The organism is Acetobacter papayae, from assembly GCF_047721125.1.
Lineage (GTDB): Bacteria > Pseudomonadota > Alphaproteobacteria > Acetobacterales > Acetobacteraceae > Acetobacter > Acetobacter papayae.
Window position 1 is genome coordinate 53693 of the sequence record NZ_JBDNWF010000005.1, and the last position, 17135, is coordinate 70827.

Consider the following 17135-nt stretch of genomic DNA (forward strand, 5'->3'; position numbering starts at 1 on the left):
CATGGCGAATCGGTGTGCTCCTTTGCGACATCTGGGGGGTGTGGTAATATTTGGCATCGCGCATCAATGGACAGATCATGAACCGCTTATTCCGCCCTGTTACCTGCGCCCTGCTGTTCTGTAGCCTGGCCCACTTCCATGTCTCCCCCGCCCTTGCTGCTTCCGAAGAGGAAGAACAGGGCGCGGCTGAGGAGGCATCGCAGAAAGCGGAAAGCGCCAAGGCCGCCAAGCGCGCTGCCCCCCCTTCCGCCATTCCGGGCTCGGAAGGGATGGACGAGGATGACGGCGACCGTATTGGCAAGGATGTGGAGCCCACGAGCGCTCTGTTCGAGGCCATTAACCGTGGCAGCGTTGCTGCGGCCAAGGATGCCGTGAACCGTGGGGCTGATCTGGGTGGGCACAATATTCTGGGGCAAACGCCGCTGGAAATGTCCATCGACCTCAACCGCAACCCCATAACCTTCCTGCTGCTGTCTCTGCGCACGTCGGATGACCGGGTCGGCTCAGACTACGCCAATCAGGGTATGGACGCGGGGCGCCCCGTTGTTACCGGCGGGATCAACGCCGCGCGGGCCGACACCGCTCCGGCGGGACATGGTTATGATTCCACGGGGGGCGTTGCCCAGCCTTCCGCCGGGTTCCTCGGGTTTGGTGGCAGCTAAACTGCCACCAGCCCTTACGGGCGGGGCGAATTATCAGCCCTGCGCGTTCGCGTTATTAGCAGCGACCATTTGCAGGCTTTCCTGACGCAGCACATCAAGCGGCAGAAGTGCTCCTTCACGCTCAAAATGCCAGAACGTCCAGCCGTTGCATGAGGGCGCGTTAGTCAGTTGCGCTCCCAGCTTGTGGATAGAACCACGATGCGTGCCGCTAACCAGCGTGCCATCTGGTGAGACCGTTGCCTGCAGGCGCTGTTTTTTATCGCACACCACCGTACCCGCTACGATCACGCCCTGCTCCACCAGACTGCCAAACGGCACCCGCGGGGCCTCGCGCCGGTCCTGCGTTGTCTGCACAACGTCTTCAGGCAAAGGCTGCTCACGCGCGATCCGCGCCAGTGAAGCCTCGATGTAGTCCGGGTGGCGCTCGATCCCGATAAAGTGCCGCCGCAGCCGCCGCGCCATGGCCGCTGTCGTGCCCGAACCTGAGAACGGATCAAGCACCACATCATCCACCGTGGTGGAGGCAACCAGCACCCTGTGCAGCAGGCTTTCGGGCTTTTGCGTCGGGTGCAGCTTCAGCCCGTGTTCGTTACGCAGGCGTTCATTGCCGGTACACAGGGGCAGATACCAGTCCGAGCGCATCTGCACATCGTCGTTCAGCGCCTTCATGGCCTGATAGTTGAAACGGTAGCGGCTATCCGGCCCACGGGCAGCCCAGATCATCGTTTCATGCGCATTGGTAAAGCGGCGACCACGGAAATTCGGCATAGGGTTGGATTTGCGCCATACGATGTCGTTAAGGATCCAGAACCCCAGATCCTGCAGAATCGCACCCAGACGGAAAATGTTGTGGTAGGAGCCGATCACCCAGATCGTGCCATCCTTGCGCAGCAGGCGATGGGCCTCGGAAAGCCATGCACGGGTAAAGCGGTCATATTCTTCCAGATCGGAAAACTTGTCCCACTCATCGTCAACGCCATCGACCAGCGTATCGTCAGGGCGGCGCAGTTCGCCACGGAGTTGCAGGTTATACGGCGGGTCCGCGAAAATGCAGTCCACCGACCCACTGGGCAGGCCGCGCATTACATCCACGCATTCACCACGGATAATCCTGTCGAGAGGAAGTTCCATGGGAACCGATTTTTTCATGCCGCTCATCACTGCCCTGCCGCTCCTGCCAGTTCCAACTGCCGCCGTACCGTACCGAATGTCTTCCTGTGGTGGGGGGTAACCCCCACCTGCACCAGCGCATGCCTGTGCGCCTGCGTGCCGTATCCCGCGTTGCCGTCCCACCCGTAATCGGGCCAGCGCACATCCAGCCGCGCCATGATGCGATCACGCACCACCTTGGCCACGATGGAGGCGGCAGCAATGGACAGGCTCAGCCCGTCGCCACCCACCAGTGCCTCGGCACTGCAGCCAAAGCTGGGCAGCTTGTTGCCATCCACCAGCACGTGGTCGGGCATCTGCGGCAGCCGGGCCACGGCGCGCTGCATGGCCAGATGGGCTGCATGATGGATGTTCAGCCGGTCCACTTCCGCAACGGAAGCTGCACCCAGACCGATTTCCACCCCCGGCACACCGGGCAGCCGGGCCGCAATGGCCTCGCGCATGGCTGGTTTCAGTTTTTTGGAATCATCGATCAGGCTGGCCAGATCATCTGGCACACCGGACGCAAACACCACCGCAGCCGCCACCACGGGGCCAGCGAGCGGGCCACGGCCCACTTCGTCTACCCCGGCGACACGTCCGCCATGCTGTTGTTCACGCCTGAAATCCGGCATTGCCCCTCGTTCCGTCCAACTGATCGCTCGTTTTGAGCGACTCGGCTAAAATAACCGAGTCGCTCTAACTGCGACTCCGTGGGGAAGGAGAAGCATTTTTTCACCTAGGAACGCAAGAGTCCTGATGAAATGATTTTTTTCAGGACCGCTTTGAACGCGGTGCGAGCAGCCAGCCCAGCACGATCCCGACAAAGGAAACAACGCCAAGAGCCAGCAGGGGCTTGTCGCGCACGAGGGTTACGGCCTTTTCCACCACACCCTCGCCTTCGTCGTACAGATCAGCAAAATCCTGCTGCATGTGCCCGGCGAACTGGTCGAACTTGCCTTCCGCCTGCAGGCCGACATCCCCTGTCAATCCGCCAACGGCATCTTTCAGGTGACCCTGCACATCCTTGGCGACGCCTTCGGCTCTGTTTTCCAGTTTCTTGATTTTGTCATCAGCCATGACCATAGTCCTCCCTTCTCCAACCGCTTGGTCCACGGTCCGCGTATCGGGCGTGATCCCGGCTTTACGGTTGTCTGAACCTATCAGACCGCAAAAACATAACGCTGACTAGGGTTCCCACGCAGGCATGGCTTTTCCTAACCGTATCCAACTCACGGCCCTTACTGTCTCCGCCATGTTCTTCATGGAACAACTCGATGGCACCATTCTGGCTACGGCACTGCCCGCCATCGCGCATGATCTGCATGTCGATACGGTTGCAACTTCCGTAGCCCTGACATCCTATATTATCGGGCTGGCTATTTTTATTCCCGCATCTGGAGCGCTGGCGGACAGGCTTGGCAGCCGCACCATTCTCAGTCTGGCTATCAGCGTCTTTCTGGTTTGCTCCATTTTCTGCGGCATTGCGCATTCGCTGCCGTTTCTGGCTATCATGCGCATGCTGCAAGGCGCGGGCGGGGCGCTAATGGTACCTGTAGGGCGGCTTGTCGTCATTCGGGATACCCCCCGCCAGGATCTTGTGCGCGCCATGGCGTGGATGATGCTCCCTGCAACACTCGGCCCACTTATGGGGCCGGTTGTGGGTGGTTTCATCACCACATGGTTTTCATGGCGGTGGAATTTTTATCTCAACATTCCCGTGGGCATACTGGGGCTGTTGATGACATGGCGCTTTATCCCGCAGGTGCGCGAGCCCTCACCCCCTCCGTTTGACCTCAAAGGCATGGTGCTGGCCGGAGGCGGACTGGCCACCCTGTCCATTCTGGCCGAACTGTTCAGCCATGATGCGGCGGGCTGGCCCGTGCTGGTCAGTCTGCTAGCCGGGGGCGTGGTGCTTATGGCCGTCTATGCGCGCCATGCAAGCCGGATTACCGAGCCACTGCTGGATTTCCGGCTGATGCGCTTTGCCACCTTCCGCATTTCGCTCGTGGCGGGAGCGGCCTCGCGCATTGCCGTGGGCTCGCTCCCCTTCCTGCTGCCCACCTTTTTGCAGATCGGCGCGGGGCTGAACGCGGCCCAGAGCGGTATTGTCACATTTGTTGGGCCACTGGGCTCTATCGCCATTCGTCCACTGGTGCCCGCCATTCTCAAACGCTGGGGCTTTCGCCGAGTGCTGATGATCAACGGCCTGTCCGCAGCCGTTATTTTTGCCCTGATCGCTGGCTACCGCCCGCCTATGCCTATGTGGACCATTTCCATCGTGCTGGTTATGGCTGGCGCGGCGCAGGCCGTGCAGTTTTCTGCTTATAATACAGTCGCTTATGCAGATATTCCGCCCAACCGCATGAGTGCGGCCACCAGCCTGTATTCGACCATGCAGCAGATCATGCTCTCAAGCGGGATCTGTATCGCGGCAGGCACGCTTACGGTGCTCAATGCCCTGTCTGGCCAGAGTGAGCCGACGCTGAACGATTTTTCCATCGCTCTGCTGGTGACGGGGGGCATTTCCCTGCTGGCAACTCCCATAGCCGGCACCATGCGTCCTTCCGCCGGAGCAGACATGAGCGGCAACCGCAGTTAAGGCAAGCACACCACACGCTGGACAGATAACCCGGACCCCGCCACAATGCGCTGTGGCGGGGCACGTTCAATGCACCGCAAACCAGCGTGCCCGAATTTAGCCACAAGACATGCAATACAGTCCGCCAGCAACAGGCCTTCCCGGCCAGAGACTTACGGTTCCGCGTCGCCCCCCTTTTCCTGTCAGCCTTCCACAACCCTGGTAAAAACGAGCAGCGCGCCTCATGGACGAACACAACAAGGCCCCTTCCACGCCTCCCTCTTCCACGCAGGCGCCCGCCCCCTCGCGCAGGCGGAAGCTGGTACTGACAGGCGTTGGTGTGGCCGCTATCGGCATATTGGGTTTTGCCTTCCTGCGCCCCCATAGCGGAGACAATGCAGGCCATGGCGGCAAACACGGCACATCCGCCGATGCAGAAAAGCAGCCTGTAGCCGTGCAAACCGTAAAAGCTGGCTCCATGCCCGTGGTGCTGACCGAACTCGGCACGGTCATTCCCATTACCAACGTCACCGTACAGACCCGCGTGGATGGCTACCTGATGGAGGTTCTGTTCAAGGAAGGCCAGCATGTCCACAAGGGCGACCTGCTGGCCATCATTGACCCCCGCCCCTATCAGGTGCTGCTTGAACAGTACGAGGGCCAGTTGGAGCGCGATCAGGCCCAGCTTGATCAGGCCCGCGTGGACAATGCCCGCTACCAGAAGCTGATCCGTCAGGACAGTATCGACGCCAAAACCGCGCGAGATCAGCAGTTTACGGTCAAGCAGCTTGAAGGTACGGTCAAATCCGATCAGGCACAGGTGGATAACGAAAAACTCCAGCTCATCTACTGCCATATTACCGCACCGGTTGACGGGCGTATCGGAATCAGGGCCGTGGACAGGGGCAACTACGTCACAGCCGGACAGTCAGGCGGGCTGGCCGTACTGGCTCAGATGCAGCCCATCTCGGTTATTTTCACCCTGCCGCAAGACCAGCTCCCGCAGGTGGCGGACGAGTTGCGTGCACACAAGGAGCTGTCGGTCGAAGCCTGGAACAGCACCAACACCAGCAAGATCGCGGATGGCACGGTCAGCGCGCTGGATAGCGAGATCGACACCGCCACCGGCACGGTGCGCCTGCGTGCCATCTTCCCCAATGCGGATGAGCATCTCTTCCCCAACCAGTTCGTGAATGCCCGCCTGCTGGTGCGCACGCTCGACAACGTACTACTGCTGCCCGCCACCGCCATACAGACCGGGCCTTCTGGCCTGTTCGTTTATGTGGTGAAGGCCGACAACACCGTAACCGTCAAACCCGTGACCACCGGCATTTCGGACGGCACCAACACGGTGGTGACAACGGGCCTGAACGCGGGTGACAAGGTTGTAACCGACGGCACCGACCATCTGCGCGAAGGCATAGGGGTTTCCATTCCCGCCGCCCCTGCCAGCGGTAACGCGCCGTGAACCCTTCGGCCCTTTTCATCCGCAGGCCTGTCGCCACCACGCTGCTGATGCTGGCCATTTTTCTGGCCGGACTGCTGGGCTACCATTTCCTACCCATATCAGCCCTACCGCAGGTCGATTACCCCACCATAACGGTTGAGACCTTCTACCCCGGTGCCGGGCCAGATGTAATGGAAACATCCATTACTGCACCGCTGGAAACCCAGTTCGGGCAGATGCCCGGTCTCGATCAGATGACATCGCGCTCATCGGGCGGGGCCTCGGTCATTACGCTGCGTTTCGACCTGTCCATGTCCATGGATGTGGCGGAGCAGGAAGTGCAGGCCGCCATCAATCAGGCCAACTCCCTGCTGCCAACCGACCTGCCCGCCCCTCCGGTCTATGCCAAGGTCAACCCGGCAGATACGCCCGTGCTCACCTTGGGTATCAGTTCCTCCACCATTCCGCTGCCCGAGGTGGAAGACTATGTGGATACCCGTCTGGCGCAGAAAATCAGCCAGATTTCAGGCGTGGGGCTTGTTACCCTTTCGGGGGGTAACCGCAAGGCTATCCGGGTTCAGGTCAACATTCCCAAGCTGACCTCCTACGGGATTGATCTCGACACCCTGCGCACCACCATTGGCAATGTGAACGTGAACTCGCCCACCGGCACGTTCGATGGCGCACACCGCGCGGCAACCCTGCGTGTTGACGGGCAGATTACCAACACGGACATGCTGCTCAATCAGGTTATCGCCTATCAGAACAGCGGGCCGGTGCGCATACGCGATGTGGCGCAGGTCATTATTGGCGCGGAAAACACCCAGCTTGCGGCATGGTCCAACCTCACGCCTGCACTGATCATGAATGTTCAGCGCCAGCCGGGCGCTAACGTGATTTCGGTGGTGGACAACATCAAGGCCGCGCTGCCCGCACTACGCCAGACCCTGCCGCCGGGTATCGATATTGTTCCGCTGACCGACCGCACCACAACCATCCGCGCCTCCGTGGCCGATGTGCAGTTCGAACTGTTTCTGGCCCTTGTGCTGGTGGTTGCGGTTATTTTCGTATTCCTGCGCAATATCCCCGCCACCATCATTCCCAGCCTGTCGGTGCCGCTATCGATCATCGGCACGCTGGCCATCATGTATCTGCTGGATTTCTCGCTCGATAATCTTTCGCTTATGGCGCTCACCATCGCGACCGGCTTTGTGGTGGATGATGCCATTGTCATGATCGAGAATATCTCGCGCTATATCGAGGCGGGAGAAGACCGCATGACCGCCGCCCTGAAAGGGGCTGGCGAAATCGGCTTTACCATTATCTCGCTCACCATCTCGCTCATAGCGGTGCTGATCCCGCTGCTGTTCATGAGCGATGTTGTGGGCCGACTGTTCCATGAATTTGCCCTGACACTGGCCACCACCATCGTTATTTCCGCCATTGTCTCGCTCACCCTCGTGCCGATGATGTGCGCGCGCATTTTGTCTGAACGCGAACACGACACCGAGGCCTCGGGCATGTTCGCGCGCTGGTCCGCCCAGATGGAAGTCGCCACCGAAAAGCTGATCGCGGCCTATGACCGCATGCTGGACGTGGTGCTTGTGCACCGGGGGCTGACCCTGCTGGTGGCAGCGGGCACCCTTGTTCTGACGGGCGTTCTGGGCTGGATGATCCCCAAGGGGTTCTTTCCCGTACAGGATACCGGGGTGCTACAGGGCATTTCCGTGGCCGCGCAGAACATCTCGTTCGACAACATGAAAACGCACCAGCAGGAACTGGCCAAGGTTCTGCTGCGCGACCCTGACGTACTCTCGCTCTCCTCCTTCGTCGGGGTGGACGGGCAGAACGCAACGCTCAATCAGGGGCGCTTTCTGATCAACCTCAAGCCACATGACAGCCGCTCCACCTCCGCCACCCTCATCGCCCAGCGGCTGGAGCAGGAAACCGCCTCTGTCACGGGCATAAAGCTGTATCTGCAACCCGTGCAGGACCTCTCGCTCGATACGACCGTTACCGCCACGCAGTACCAGTTCCTGCTCGAAAACCCGGACTACAACGCCTTCAAGGTCTGGGTGCCGAAACTGCTCGAACTGCTGCGCAAGGAACCGGCTCTGGCCGATGTCACGTCCGACCTTCAGGCCGAAGGGCTGGTAGCACGTGTCACGCTCGACCGGCCAACAGGTGCGCGCTACTCCATCACGCCGCAGACCGTCGATAACGTGCTGTATGACAGCTTCGGCCAGCGGCAGATTTCGACCATCTACACCCAGTCCAACCAGTATCGCGTCATTCTGGAAGCCGACCCGCGCTTTCAGGGTAACCTCTCATCGCTCAACCAGCTTTACCTGCCGGGCATCAGCAGCAATACAGGGAGCAGCACCTCCGGCCCCACACGCCAGCCCACCGCCGGGCTGGTGCCGCTGGCCAGCGTGACTTCCATGCGCGAAGAAACAGCGCCCCTGCTGCTGACGCATTTTGGCCAGTTCCCTGCCACCACGATTTCGTTCAACCTGCGCCCCGGTTACGCGCTGGGTGATGCCACGGCTGCTATCCGCCGGGTGGAAAAACAGATCGGCCTGCCCTCCTCCTTCCAGACATCGTTTCAGGGCACCGCCGCCGCCTTTGAAGGCTCGCTCAGCAACGAACTCTTTCTGGTCGCAGCGGCTCTGATCGCGGTCTATATCGTGCTGGGTATCCTGTACGAGAGCTTCATCCACCCCATCACCATCCTGTCCACGCTGCCTTCCGCTGCCATTGGTGCCTTGCTCACCCTCATGATCGCGGGAACAGGGCTGGATATCATGGGCATTATCGGCATCGTGCTGCTGATCGGTATCGTAAAGAAAAACGCGATCATGATGATCGACTTTGCCCTTGAAGCCGAGCGCGAACATGGCATGGACTCCCTGCAATCCATCCGCACCGCGGCCACCTTGCGTTTCAGGCCCATTCTCATGACCACGCTGGCCGCCATGCTGGGGGCGGTGCCCATGGTTATTTCCCACGGCACGGGGTCTGAACTGCGCTACCCGCTGGGGCTGGCCATTATTGGCGGGCTGGCGCTCTCGCAACTGCTGACGCTGTTCACCACGCCGGTCATTTACCTCACGCTCGACACATGGGCGCAGCGGTGGAAAAAACGTAGCCACCAGCCTGTAAGCACCACACCCAACACGGCCTCCGGGCCTGCAAACCCGTGACAGTCAGCCGGTTTTTCATAGACAGGCCGGTTGCCACCATTCTTTTGGCCGTAGCCGCCATACTGGGCGGTATTCTGGGTTACAGAACCCTACCCGTGGCCGACCTGCCCAATGTGGACCTGCCGGTTATTCAGGTCATGGCGCGGCAGGCCGGTGGCTCGCCAGAAGAAATCGCAAGCTCGGTTGCCGCCCCGCTGGAGCGGCGACTGGGGCAGATTGCCGATGTCACGGAAATGACGTCGCAATCCTCGCAGAACACCACGCGCATCACGCTTCAGTTCTCTCTCAACCGCGATATCAATGGTGCCGCGCGCGATGTGGAGGCCGCCCTACAGGCCGCACGGGCAGACATGCCCTCCACCCTGCGGCAGAACCCCAGTTACCACAAGGCAAACCCCAACGGCGCGCCTATCCTGATCCTGACCCTGACCTCCAAAACCCATAGCCGCGCCCAGCTTTACGATTACGCCACCAATGTGCTCATGCAGCACCTGTCCTCCATTCAAGGGGTCGGGCAGGTCGATATCACCGGCAGCGCCATGCCTGCCATCCGGGCTGAAATAAACCCCCTACCCCTGTTCCATTACGGGATTGGGTTTGAAGATGTGCGCGCGGCCCTTGCCTCGGCCAACGCCCACACCCCCAAAGGCATTATCGATCAGGCAGGGCAGCGCTTTACGCTCGATACCAATGATCAGGTCACCAAGGCGCAGGACTACCGTGATCTCATCATCGCCTGGCGCAACAGCCGTCCCGTAAGGCTGGCGGATGTGGCCGATGTGCGCGACAGCGTGGAAGACCTGCGCAATGCAGGCTATTACAACGGCCAGCCCTCGGTCATTGCCGTGACCTTCGCACAGGCCGGTGCCAATATCATCAACACCGTGGATCAGATCAAAGCACAGTTGCCTATGCTCAAAGCGGCCCTGCCCGGCGGGGTTGACCTGCATATCGGGCTGGACCGCTCCCTGACCATTCGCGCAGCACTGGCGGACACGCAGCTAACGCTCTTCATTTCCGTGGTGCTGGTCATTCTGGTGGTGCTGCTGTTTCTGCGCTCGCCGCGCATGACGCTGATCCCCGCCGTGGTGGTGCCCACCTCCATTATCGCCACATTCGGGTTCATGGCGCTTCTGGGCTTTTCGCTCGACAACATGTCGCTCATGGCGCTGACGGTCTCCACCGGCTTTGTGGTGGATGATGCCATTGTGGTGACGGAAAATATCGCCCGCTACATTGAACAGGGCATGCCGCCCCGCAAGGCCGCCATTCTGGGCAGTAGCGAAGTCGCCTTTACGGTTATTTCCATTTCCATCTCCCTGATCGCGGTTTTCCTACCCATCCTGCTCATGGGCGGATTGGCGGGGCGGCTGTTCCATGAGTTCGCCATGACGGTCGCCATCACCATCATGGTCTCTCTGGTGCTCTCGCTCACCCTCACCCCCATGATGGCAGCCATGCTGCTCAAACCCTCCAGTGCTGCCCCGGCCCCCACCACCGGCGGGCGCTGGCGTAATCTGCTGTCGCGGCTGCACCCCGGCAGGCTGGCTGAAACCGTGCTGAACGCCACGCAGGCCTTTTATGTCCGCACGCTCGATATAGCGCTGCGCCATCACAAGCTGGTGCTGTGCAGCCTGCCGCTGACACTGGTGCTGATAGCCGCCCTATTCGTGCGCATGCCCAAGGGGTTCTTTCCCGTTGAAGATACGGGCATGCTCATGGGCCACCTGCAGGCGGACCAGTCCATTTCCTTTACGGCGCTGACACAAAAGCTGGCTTATATTCAGGATATCCTGCTGCATGACCGGGATGTATCGGGGGTCTCCTCGTTTATCGGCGGGCGCGGCACAGCTAATCAGGCCAATTTGTTTCTGGAACTCAAGGACAAGTCAGAGCGTAATGACACCCCAACCGACCTGATCGCGCGCATCAACCGCAAGCTACGCCATGTTGTGGGGGTGGATTTCTTTCTGATGCAGCCCGGTGCCGTGCGCACCGGCGCACGCGAAAGCAATGCCGCCTATCAGTACACGCTGGAAAGCGACGATGCCACGGCACTCTATGAGTGGAGCAACAAGCTGCTGGCCGCCCTGCGCACCCACCCGCAACTGACCAGCCTTTCCTCCGACATGCAGGTGGGAGGTGCCGCCATTGCCACCAAAATCGACCGTGACACGGCTGCACGCGTCAGCCTCACGCCCCAGCTTATCTCCAATACATTGTTTGATGCCTTTGGCCAGCGTGCGGCTTCCGTCATTTATAACCGCCTCAACCAGTACCGCATCATCATGGAAGCCGACCCGGCCCAGTGGTCCACCCCCAATAGTCTGATGCAGGTCTGGGTCAGTGTCGCGGGGGGCTCTGCCGGTGGGGGTACGAGTTCCAACACCATCCGCGTGCGCGATACAGACAGTAGCCAGACTTCGACCAGCATGAGCGCACTGTCTTTCCGCAACCAGATTGCCAATACACTGGCGGGCGGCAACGGGGCCTCGACCGGGTCAGCCGTCAGCACCTCATCCGAAACCATGGTGCCGCTGACACTGGTAACAACCCTTGTGCCCGGCCAGACCGCACTGGCCGTCAACCATCAGGGGCTTGTGGTGGCCAGCACCCTCTCCTTCAATCTTGCCAAAGGCGTATCGCTGGGGGAAGCCACCCAGATTATCGACGCCACACGGCTGGCGCTACATATGCCCGATACCATTCACGGGCGCTTTGCAGGCAATGCCGCGCAGTTCCAGAAAGCGGTCAACAACGAACCGCTGCTGATTCTTGCCGCTCTGGTCGCGGTGTATGTCACGCTCGGCATCCTGTATGAGAGCTACATCCACCCGCTGACCATTCTTTCCACCCTGCCTTCCGCCGGGGTGGGCGCGCTGCTGGCGCTGCAACTTGCAGGCGAGGAGTTTTCCCTTATCGCGCTGATCGGGGTGATCCTGCTGATTGGTATCGTCAAGAAAAACGCCATCATGCTGGTTGATTTCGCCATCATGGCCGAGCGCGAACAGGGGCTTTCTCCGCTTGAGGCCATTCGCACCGCCTGCCTGCTGCGCTTCCGCCCGATCATGATGACTTCTGCCGCCGCCGCTCTGGGGGCTGCCCCCCTTATCATCGCCAACGGCTATGGTTCCGAACTGCGCCGCCCGCTGGGGATTGCCATTGTGGGTGGGCTTATCGTCAGTCAAGCCATGACGCTGTACACTACACCCGTTATCTATCTCGCCTTCGATGGGCTGCGCCTTCGTATCCAGAATTTACAGGCCCGGCTTCATTCCCGTTTCCACCGTACCGCCAAACAGGTTCGCTGATGGTCAAGCCATTTTTCCGCCTTCCGTCCACCGCACTCACGCGCCTTGCCCCCCTGCTGATACCGCTGGTGGCCACAGGGTGCATGGTGGGCCCGGATTACAAGCGGCCCTCTGCCATCATCTCTCCTGCCTTCAAGGAGTTGCGGCCCGCATCCGGCTGGGATTACGCACAGCCACATCTTGCCGAACTGCCCAAAGGCAAATGGTGGGAAATCTACAATGACCCCCTGCTCAACCAGCTTGAGGAGCAGGTCGCACTCAACAACCAGAATGTGCGCGAATACGAAGCCCGCTACCGCAACGCGCGGGCCACCATCAACGCCGTCCGCGCCCAGTTATACCCAACGCTGAGCGGCTCACTGTCCTTTAACCGGCAAAGCTCAGGTGTTGGTTCGCGCTCATCCGGCACGATCATCAATTACGGGCAGAGCACCACCTCTGGCGATACAACCAACACAACCGAAAACACCTATGCCATGGGGCCAAGCGCCTCATGGGACCTTGATCTGTGGGGCAAGATACGCCGGCAGATTCAGGCACAGGTTACAGAAGCACAGGCATCGGCGGCGGATCTGGCCAATGCAACCCTGTCCTATCAGGCGCAGCTTGCCACCGCGTATTTCAACCTGCGCTATCAGGACAGCCTGTATGATCTGCTCCAGCGCAACGTGGCTTTTTACGAGCGTTCATACCAGATCACCAAAAACCAGTATGATGCGGGCACAGCCGACCCCACCAGCCTGATGCAGGCCAAAACCCAGCTTGAGCAGACCCGCGCGCAGGCCATTGCCACCGGTATCAACCGTGCGCAGTACGAGCATGCCATTGCTATCCTGATCGGCAAGCCTCCGGCTGACCTGTCCATCCCGCGTGGGGAACTGACACGCACCATCCCTGCCATTCCGGTTAGTGTTCCCGCCGCCCTGCTGCAAAGACGCCCTGACATTGCCGCTGCCGAACGCCGGATGGAAGAATACAATGCCCAGATAGGGGCTGCCCTTGCCGCCTTCTATCCCGATGTTAAGCTGACCGCCTCCTATTCCTATAGTGGTGACCCCGTGGGCACGCTGGTGCAGGTCGTCAACCGCATCTGGTCTCTTGGGGCTTCCGCCACAGAAACCCTGTTTGAAGGGGGCTCGCGCACCGCCGCCGTGCGTGAAGCCAATACCAATTACGACTACTACACCGCCACCTATCGCCAGACAGTGCTGACCGCCCTGCAGAATGTGGAAGACCAGCTTTCCAACCTGCGCATCCTGTCCGATCAGGCCTCCCAGCAGGACATCGCCCTGAGTGCCGCGAACAAGGCCGCCAGTATTTCCTTCAATCAGTATCTGGCGGGCACCGAGATTTATACGACCGTCATCACGGCGGAAGTCACCGCCCTGTCCAACGCCGAGACAGCGCTCCAGATACAGCAGAGCCGTATGGTGGATTCCGTCAGCCTGATCGAGGCACTGGGCGGTGGCTGGGATGCCGCCTCCCTGCCCAGCAAGAACTCCATGCAGAAAGACAATCCGTTCCTGCCCAGCTTCATACAAAAAGACCGGAACTGACACCCAAGCGTCGGTTCCGGCCCTTTTTGGTTTATCTCTCTTAAAACCCCGCCTGGAAAACCAGACGGGGTTTTTTTGCGCTATTTCATAACCGCGCGTCCGGCAAGGAGCGCCACCACCAGAAACACGACAAACAGGACAATGGCGATAAAGAACAGAATTTTGGCCATGCCTGCCGCGGCAGATGAAATGCCGCCAAAGCCGAACAGACCAGCGACAAGCGAAATAACCAGAAAAAACAAAGCCAGCTTAAGCACGTCCGCTCTCCTTATCCATTACCCAGAAAACTTATCCAAAACGCCGCAGAAAAACGCCCACAAGTGCTGCCACACCAGCCGCCAGCACAAGGGTAGTACGGGGCCGGTCAATCACCCCATCGCGCAGCCTATCCACCGCCAGACTGCGCTGTGCAGGCCCAAGCGCATCATACCCACGGACATGACTGAAAACACCTTCAGCCCCGTCACGCAAAGGGTTGATACCCTCTTCCAGCCTGTATCTGGCTCCGTCATGCCTGCTCATGCAAAACGCCTTCCTGCTTCTTGATACGATAACGCAGCAAATCGCCTCTGGATGCACAACAAGTGCCAAAGCTCGGCCAAGCAGAGCTTTGGCACCCGGCTTTTTAATGCGCGATCAACGCCCGCAACTGGGCGGCACATTGCGCGAAGTCCTGCGTTTCAGGGTTTCTCTGCGCCTCTGTCGGCTGGATTTCGCCTACAATATGGGCGGGTGAGCCTCCTGCCAGCACAATAATCCGTGTGGCAAGGCGCAGTGCTTCTTCAATATCATGGGTAACGAAAAGAACCGTCTTGCCTGTCTGCTGCCAGATCCGGCGCAGTTCATCCTGCAACCCCGTACGGGTAATGGCATCAAGCGCGCCAAATGGCTCATCCATCAGCAGCAGGTCAGGATCGACCGTCAGTGCGCGGGCCACACCCACACGTTGTCTCTGCCCGCCTGAAAGCCTGCGAGGCCAGCGCCCGCCCTCCTGCTCCAGTCCAACAAGCCGCAGGGCCTCACGCGCACGCCGGTCACGCTCAGCCCTGTTCAGGCCCAGCCCTTCCAGCCCGAACTCGACATTGCGCAAAACCGAGCGCCATGGCAGCAGCCGCGCATCCTGAAAGACCATGGCCCGGCTACGCCTGCCTGGCGCTTGTGAGGCCACTGCCCCGGCGGCACAGGCCACACCGCCCACCTGCCCTTCCGTAGGCTGTACCAGCCCCATCAGCACCCGCAGCAAGGTCGACTTACCCACGCCCGAAGGCCCGAGCACGGCCACAAACTCGCCGCGCGTCAGTGTCAGGCTGACATGCCTGAAAACAAAATGCGCACCGCCATCATGCGAAAAACCGGCCTGCTCAAGGCTGGCAACACACGTCGCGTCCGTCATGGCTGCCACTTGAGCAAATATCCCCGAACAAAGCCGAACAGAAAATCGGTAATGGCGTAAAGCAGCGCCATCGTCAGCATGTACACCACCACAACATCGGTGGCCAACAGGCTGGAAGCCTGCATCATACGCGCACCAATGCCCGGCACCCCGAACAGTTCAGCCGCCACAACAGACATCCAGCCCTGCCCCAGCCCTGTACGCAGTCCTGCCAGAATACCCGGCATGGAGGCCGGCAGCACCACTTTGAGCAGGCGCGCCATAAAGCCACCATGACCAAAGGCCGCGGCAAGCTCGAAAAACTCCGGGTCAACGCCACGCACCGCCCCATAGGCCGCATAGAAATTAATCCAGAACACTGAAATAGCGATAACAAACGTTGCCCCCGCCGTGCTGAGGCCAAACCACAGAATGGCAAAAGGCACCCATGCCAACCCCGGCACGGGCCTGAGTAGACGCACCACCCCTTCGAGCAGACTGTCCAGAATACGGTTCATGCCGCAGAGCAGGCCCACCCCAGTACCCAGCGTGGAACCAATCAGCAGCCCGAGGCAGTAATGCCCCAGACTGTCCTGAATAGCCTGCTGCCAGAACCCGCCCCTGACTTCCGCCAACCATGCGGGGCCGAGGTCCAGTGGTGCTGGCACCATATTGCCCGGTAGCCAGCCAAGCCGCACCGCCGCCTGCCAACTACCGAAAAAAACAGCCAGACCAAAGATGCCAAGCCCCAGACGTAAGCGACTGCTCAGGCGTTCTTTCACGGTGCGGTCTGCCACAAGGTCTTATTGAACAGGTCGCTCACCGGGTCAGCCTTGCGCAGCAGGCCTAGTTCGACTTCGAAATCCTGCAATGCCGCAACACCTGCCTCGATACGGCTGGGGTCACTGATGAAATACGGCGCTGAATGTTCGAGAGCTTTTTTCAGCACGGCATCATCCAGCATGCCGCCACCCAAAGCTTTCTGCACATACGGCAGTGCTTCATCCGGGTGCTGGGCCAGCAGCGTGGTGGCGCGCACAAAAAGCGCTGTCAGTGTTTTCGCCCATGCTTGATGGTCGGCCGCATCGGGTTTAACCAGCGCCAGCACCGAGCCCGGCTGCTCGGGCATCATGTCATGCCCGGTTGCAAGCACCCGCAAATCCGGCACTTTGATATCAACCACCGTCAGAGCAGGTTCACGCAGCACAACGGCATCCACCGCATCAGCCAGAAAAGCCTGCTGTGCCGCATCAATACCCACACCTACGATAGAGGCCGCCTTTGCAGGGTCCGCAAAACCAAGCTGCTTTTTCAGCCAGTAGCGTAGCAGGGTGTCAGGAACAGAGCCGGGCGGTTGTGCCGCAATGCGCGGGGGGTGCCCCTGCTCGGTCGTAAAGCGTTCCAGTGCGGCCTTGACGATAGCGGGGGTCAGGGCGGTTCCGTCCTTGGGCAGTTCCGCAGCCAGCTTGCCACGCGCCACAACCGAGAGTTCCTCGATCGACGCAGCGGCCACTACCTTCACGTCCACGCCATGCGCGCGAGCCTGCAACAGCGGCAGCACCCCGGCCACGTAGCCGTCAATTCTGCCCGATGTCAGTGCCTGAATAGCCTGCGGCCCGGATGTAAACCGCACCAGTTCCACATCCAGCCCGGCTTCCTTCGCCCAGCCCTTGCCATCCAGAACAAACAGCGCGGATGAACCCAGCACCGGAATATAACCAATCCGGATCGTCTCCGCGGCCCGGGCCGGGCTGAATGCTGCCGCCATCAGCAGCAGCGCGCCCAAAAGCACACTGAAAAACCTACGCATCATATGATCCTCTCACTCCTACCCACGCAACAAAATCGTGCAAG

Annotated in this window: 14 protein-coding genes; 6 read left to right on the forward strand and 8 right to left on the reverse strand. The window is 60.2% G+C overall.

Annotation, left to right across the window (positions count from 1 at the left end):
* Window positions 1-77 precede the first annotated feature (77 nt).
* Window positions 78-662, forward strand: a complete 585-nt coding sequence (locus ABF757_RS03025; protein WP_035370485.1) for an ankyrin — start codon at window positions 78-80, stop codon at window positions 660-662.
* Between the two features lie 33 nt (window positions 663-695).
* On the opposite strand, the gene ABF757_RS03030 is transcribed toward ABF757_RS03025, so the two are convergent.
* From ABF757_RS03030 to ABF757_RS03040, 3 genes are all read right to left on the reverse strand, one after another.
* The gene (locus tag ABF757_RS03030) at window positions 696-1820 is read right to left on the reverse strand and encodes a site-specific DNA-methyltransferase (protein ID WP_415480869.1); all 1125 of its coding nucleotides are present in this window, start codon (window positions 1818-1820) and stop codon (window positions 696-698) included.
* On the reverse strand, window positions 1820-2446 hold the full coding sequence (locus ABF757_RS03035) for a ribonuclease HII (RefSeq protein WP_415480870.1): 627 nt from the start codon (window positions 2444-2446) through the stop codon (window positions 1820-1822). The genes ABF757_RS03030 and ABF757_RS03035 overlap by 1 nt, the downstream gene beginning before the upstream one ends.
* Window positions 2447-2585: 139 nt before the next feature.
* Window positions 2586-2891: a CsbD family protein gene (locus ABF757_RS03040; protein ID WP_025860226.1), complete on the reverse strand. Its 306-nt coding sequence runs from the start codon at window positions 2889-2891 to the stop codon at window positions 2586-2588.
* A 127-nt stretch (window positions 2892-3018) separates the two neighbouring features.
* On the opposite strand from ABF757_RS03040, the gene ABF757_RS03045 reads away from it, so the two are divergent.
* From ABF757_RS03045 to ABF757_RS03065, 5 genes are all read left to right on the forward strand, one after another.
* Window positions 3019-4413 (forward strand): MFS transporter, encoded by a 1395-nt coding sequence (locus ABF757_RS03045; protein WP_415480871.1) that lies wholly within the window; start codon window positions 3019-3021, stop codon window positions 4411-4413.
* 223 nt (window positions 4414-4636) lie between these two features.
* Window positions 4637-5860, forward strand: coding sequence for an efflux RND transporter periplasmic adaptor subunit (locus ABF757_RS03050; RefSeq protein ID WP_025860225.1), 1224 nt, complete (start codon window positions 4637-4639; stop codon window positions 5858-5860).
* Window positions 5857-9042 carry an efflux RND transporter permease subunit gene (locus tag ABF757_RS03055; protein WP_415480872.1) on the forward strand — a complete coding sequence of 1062 codons (3186 nt, stop codon included), beginning with the start codon at window positions 5857-5859 and terminating at the stop codon, window positions 9040-9042. Before ABF757_RS03050 ends, ABF757_RS03055 begins: the two co-directional genes overlap by 4 nt.
* Window positions 9039-12353 (forward strand): efflux RND transporter permease subunit, encoded by a 3315-nt coding sequence (locus ABF757_RS03060; protein WP_415480873.1) that lies wholly within the window; start codon window positions 9039-9041, stop codon window positions 12351-12353. Before ABF757_RS03055 ends, ABF757_RS03060 begins: the two co-directional genes overlap by 4 nt.
* Window positions 12353-13909, forward strand: a complete 1557-nt coding sequence (locus ABF757_RS03065) for an efflux transporter outer membrane subunit (protein ID WP_025860223.1) — start codon at window positions 12353-12355, stop codon at window positions 13907-13909. The genes ABF757_RS03060 and ABF757_RS03065 overlap by 1 nt, the downstream gene beginning before the upstream one ends.
* An 80-nt stretch (window positions 13910-13989) precedes the next feature.
* Here ABF757_RS03065 and ABF757_RS03070 read toward each other — a convergent pair whose 3' ends face one another.
* The 5 genes from ABF757_RS03070 to ABF757_RS03090 all read right to left on the reverse strand — a co-directional run bounded on the left by ABF757_RS03070 (window position 13990) and on the right by ABF757_RS03090 (window position 17094).
* Window positions 13990-14166 carry a DUF1328 domain-containing protein gene (locus ABF757_RS03070; protein WP_025860222.1) on the reverse strand — a complete coding sequence of 59 codons (177 nt, stop codon included), beginning with the start codon at window positions 14164-14166 and terminating at the stop codon, window positions 13990-13992.
* Window positions 14167-14197: 31 nt separating this feature from the next.
* Window positions 14198-14431 (reverse strand): hypothetical protein, encoded by a 234-nt coding sequence (locus tag ABF757_RS03075; protein ID WP_415480874.1) that lies wholly within the window; start codon window positions 14429-14431, stop codon window positions 14198-14200.
* A gap of 103 nt (window positions 14432-14534) precedes the next feature.
* Window positions 14535-15302, reverse strand: a complete 768-nt coding sequence (locus tag ABF757_RS03080) for an ABC transporter ATP-binding protein (RefSeq protein WP_415480875.1) — start codon at window positions 15300-15302, stop codon at window positions 14535-14537.
* Window positions 15299-16063: an ABC transporter permease gene (locus ABF757_RS03085; protein ID WP_025860220.1), complete on the reverse strand. Its 765-nt coding sequence runs from the start codon at window positions 16061-16063 to the stop codon at window positions 15299-15301. Before ABF757_RS03085 ends, ABF757_RS03080 begins: the two co-directional genes overlap by 4 nt.
* Window positions 16060-17094: an ABC transporter substrate-binding protein gene (locus ABF757_RS03090; RefSeq protein WP_415480876.1), complete on the reverse strand. Its 1035-nt coding sequence runs from the start codon at window positions 17092-17094 to the stop codon at window positions 16060-16062. The genes ABF757_RS03085 and ABF757_RS03090 overlap by 4 nt, the downstream gene beginning before the upstream one ends.
* Between the last annotated feature and the right edge of the window lie 41 nt (window positions 17095-17135).

Excerpts from the sequence above, each read along its gene's own strand:
- ABF757_RS03025 (WP_035370485.1), top strand. The coding sequence starts at position 78 with ATGAACCGCTTATTCCGCCCTGTTACCTGCGCCCTGCTGTTCTGTAGC.
- ABF757_RS03030 (WP_415480869.1), bottom strand. The coding sequence starts at position 1,820 with ATGAGCGGCATGAAAAAATCGGTTCCCATGGAACTTCCTCTCGACAGG.
- ABF757_RS03035 (WP_415480870.1), bottom strand. The coding sequence starts at position 2,446 with ATGCCGGATTTCAGGCGTGAACAACAGCATGGCGGACGTGTCGCCGGG.
- ABF757_RS03040 (WP_025860226.1), bottom strand. The coding sequence starts at position 2,891 with ATGGCTGATGACAAAATCAAGAAACTGGAAAACAGAGCCGAAGGCGTC.
- ABF757_RS03045 (WP_415480871.1), top strand. The coding sequence starts at position 3,019 with ATGGCTTTTCCTAACCGTATCCAACTCACGGCCCTTACTGTCTCCGCC.
- ABF757_RS03050 (WP_025860225.1), top strand. The coding sequence starts at position 4,637 with ATGGACGAACACAACAAGGCCCCTTCCACGCCTCCCTCTTCCACGCAG.
- ABF757_RS03065 (WP_025860223.1), top strand. The coding sequence starts at position 12,353 with ATGGTCAAGCCATTTTTCCGCCTTCCGTCCACCGCACTCACGCGCCTT.
- ABF757_RS03075 (WP_415480874.1), bottom strand. The coding sequence starts at position 14,431 with ATGAGCAGGCATGACGGAGCCAGATACAGGCTGGAAGAGGGTATCAAC.
- ABF757_RS03080 (WP_415480875.1), bottom strand. The coding sequence starts at position 15,302 with ATGACGGACGCGACGTGTGTTGCCAGCCTTGAGCAGGCCGGTTTTTCG.
- ABF757_RS03090 (WP_415480876.1), bottom strand. The coding sequence starts at position 17,094 with ATGATGCGTAGGTTTTTCAGTGTGCTTTTGGGCGCGCTGCTGCTGATG.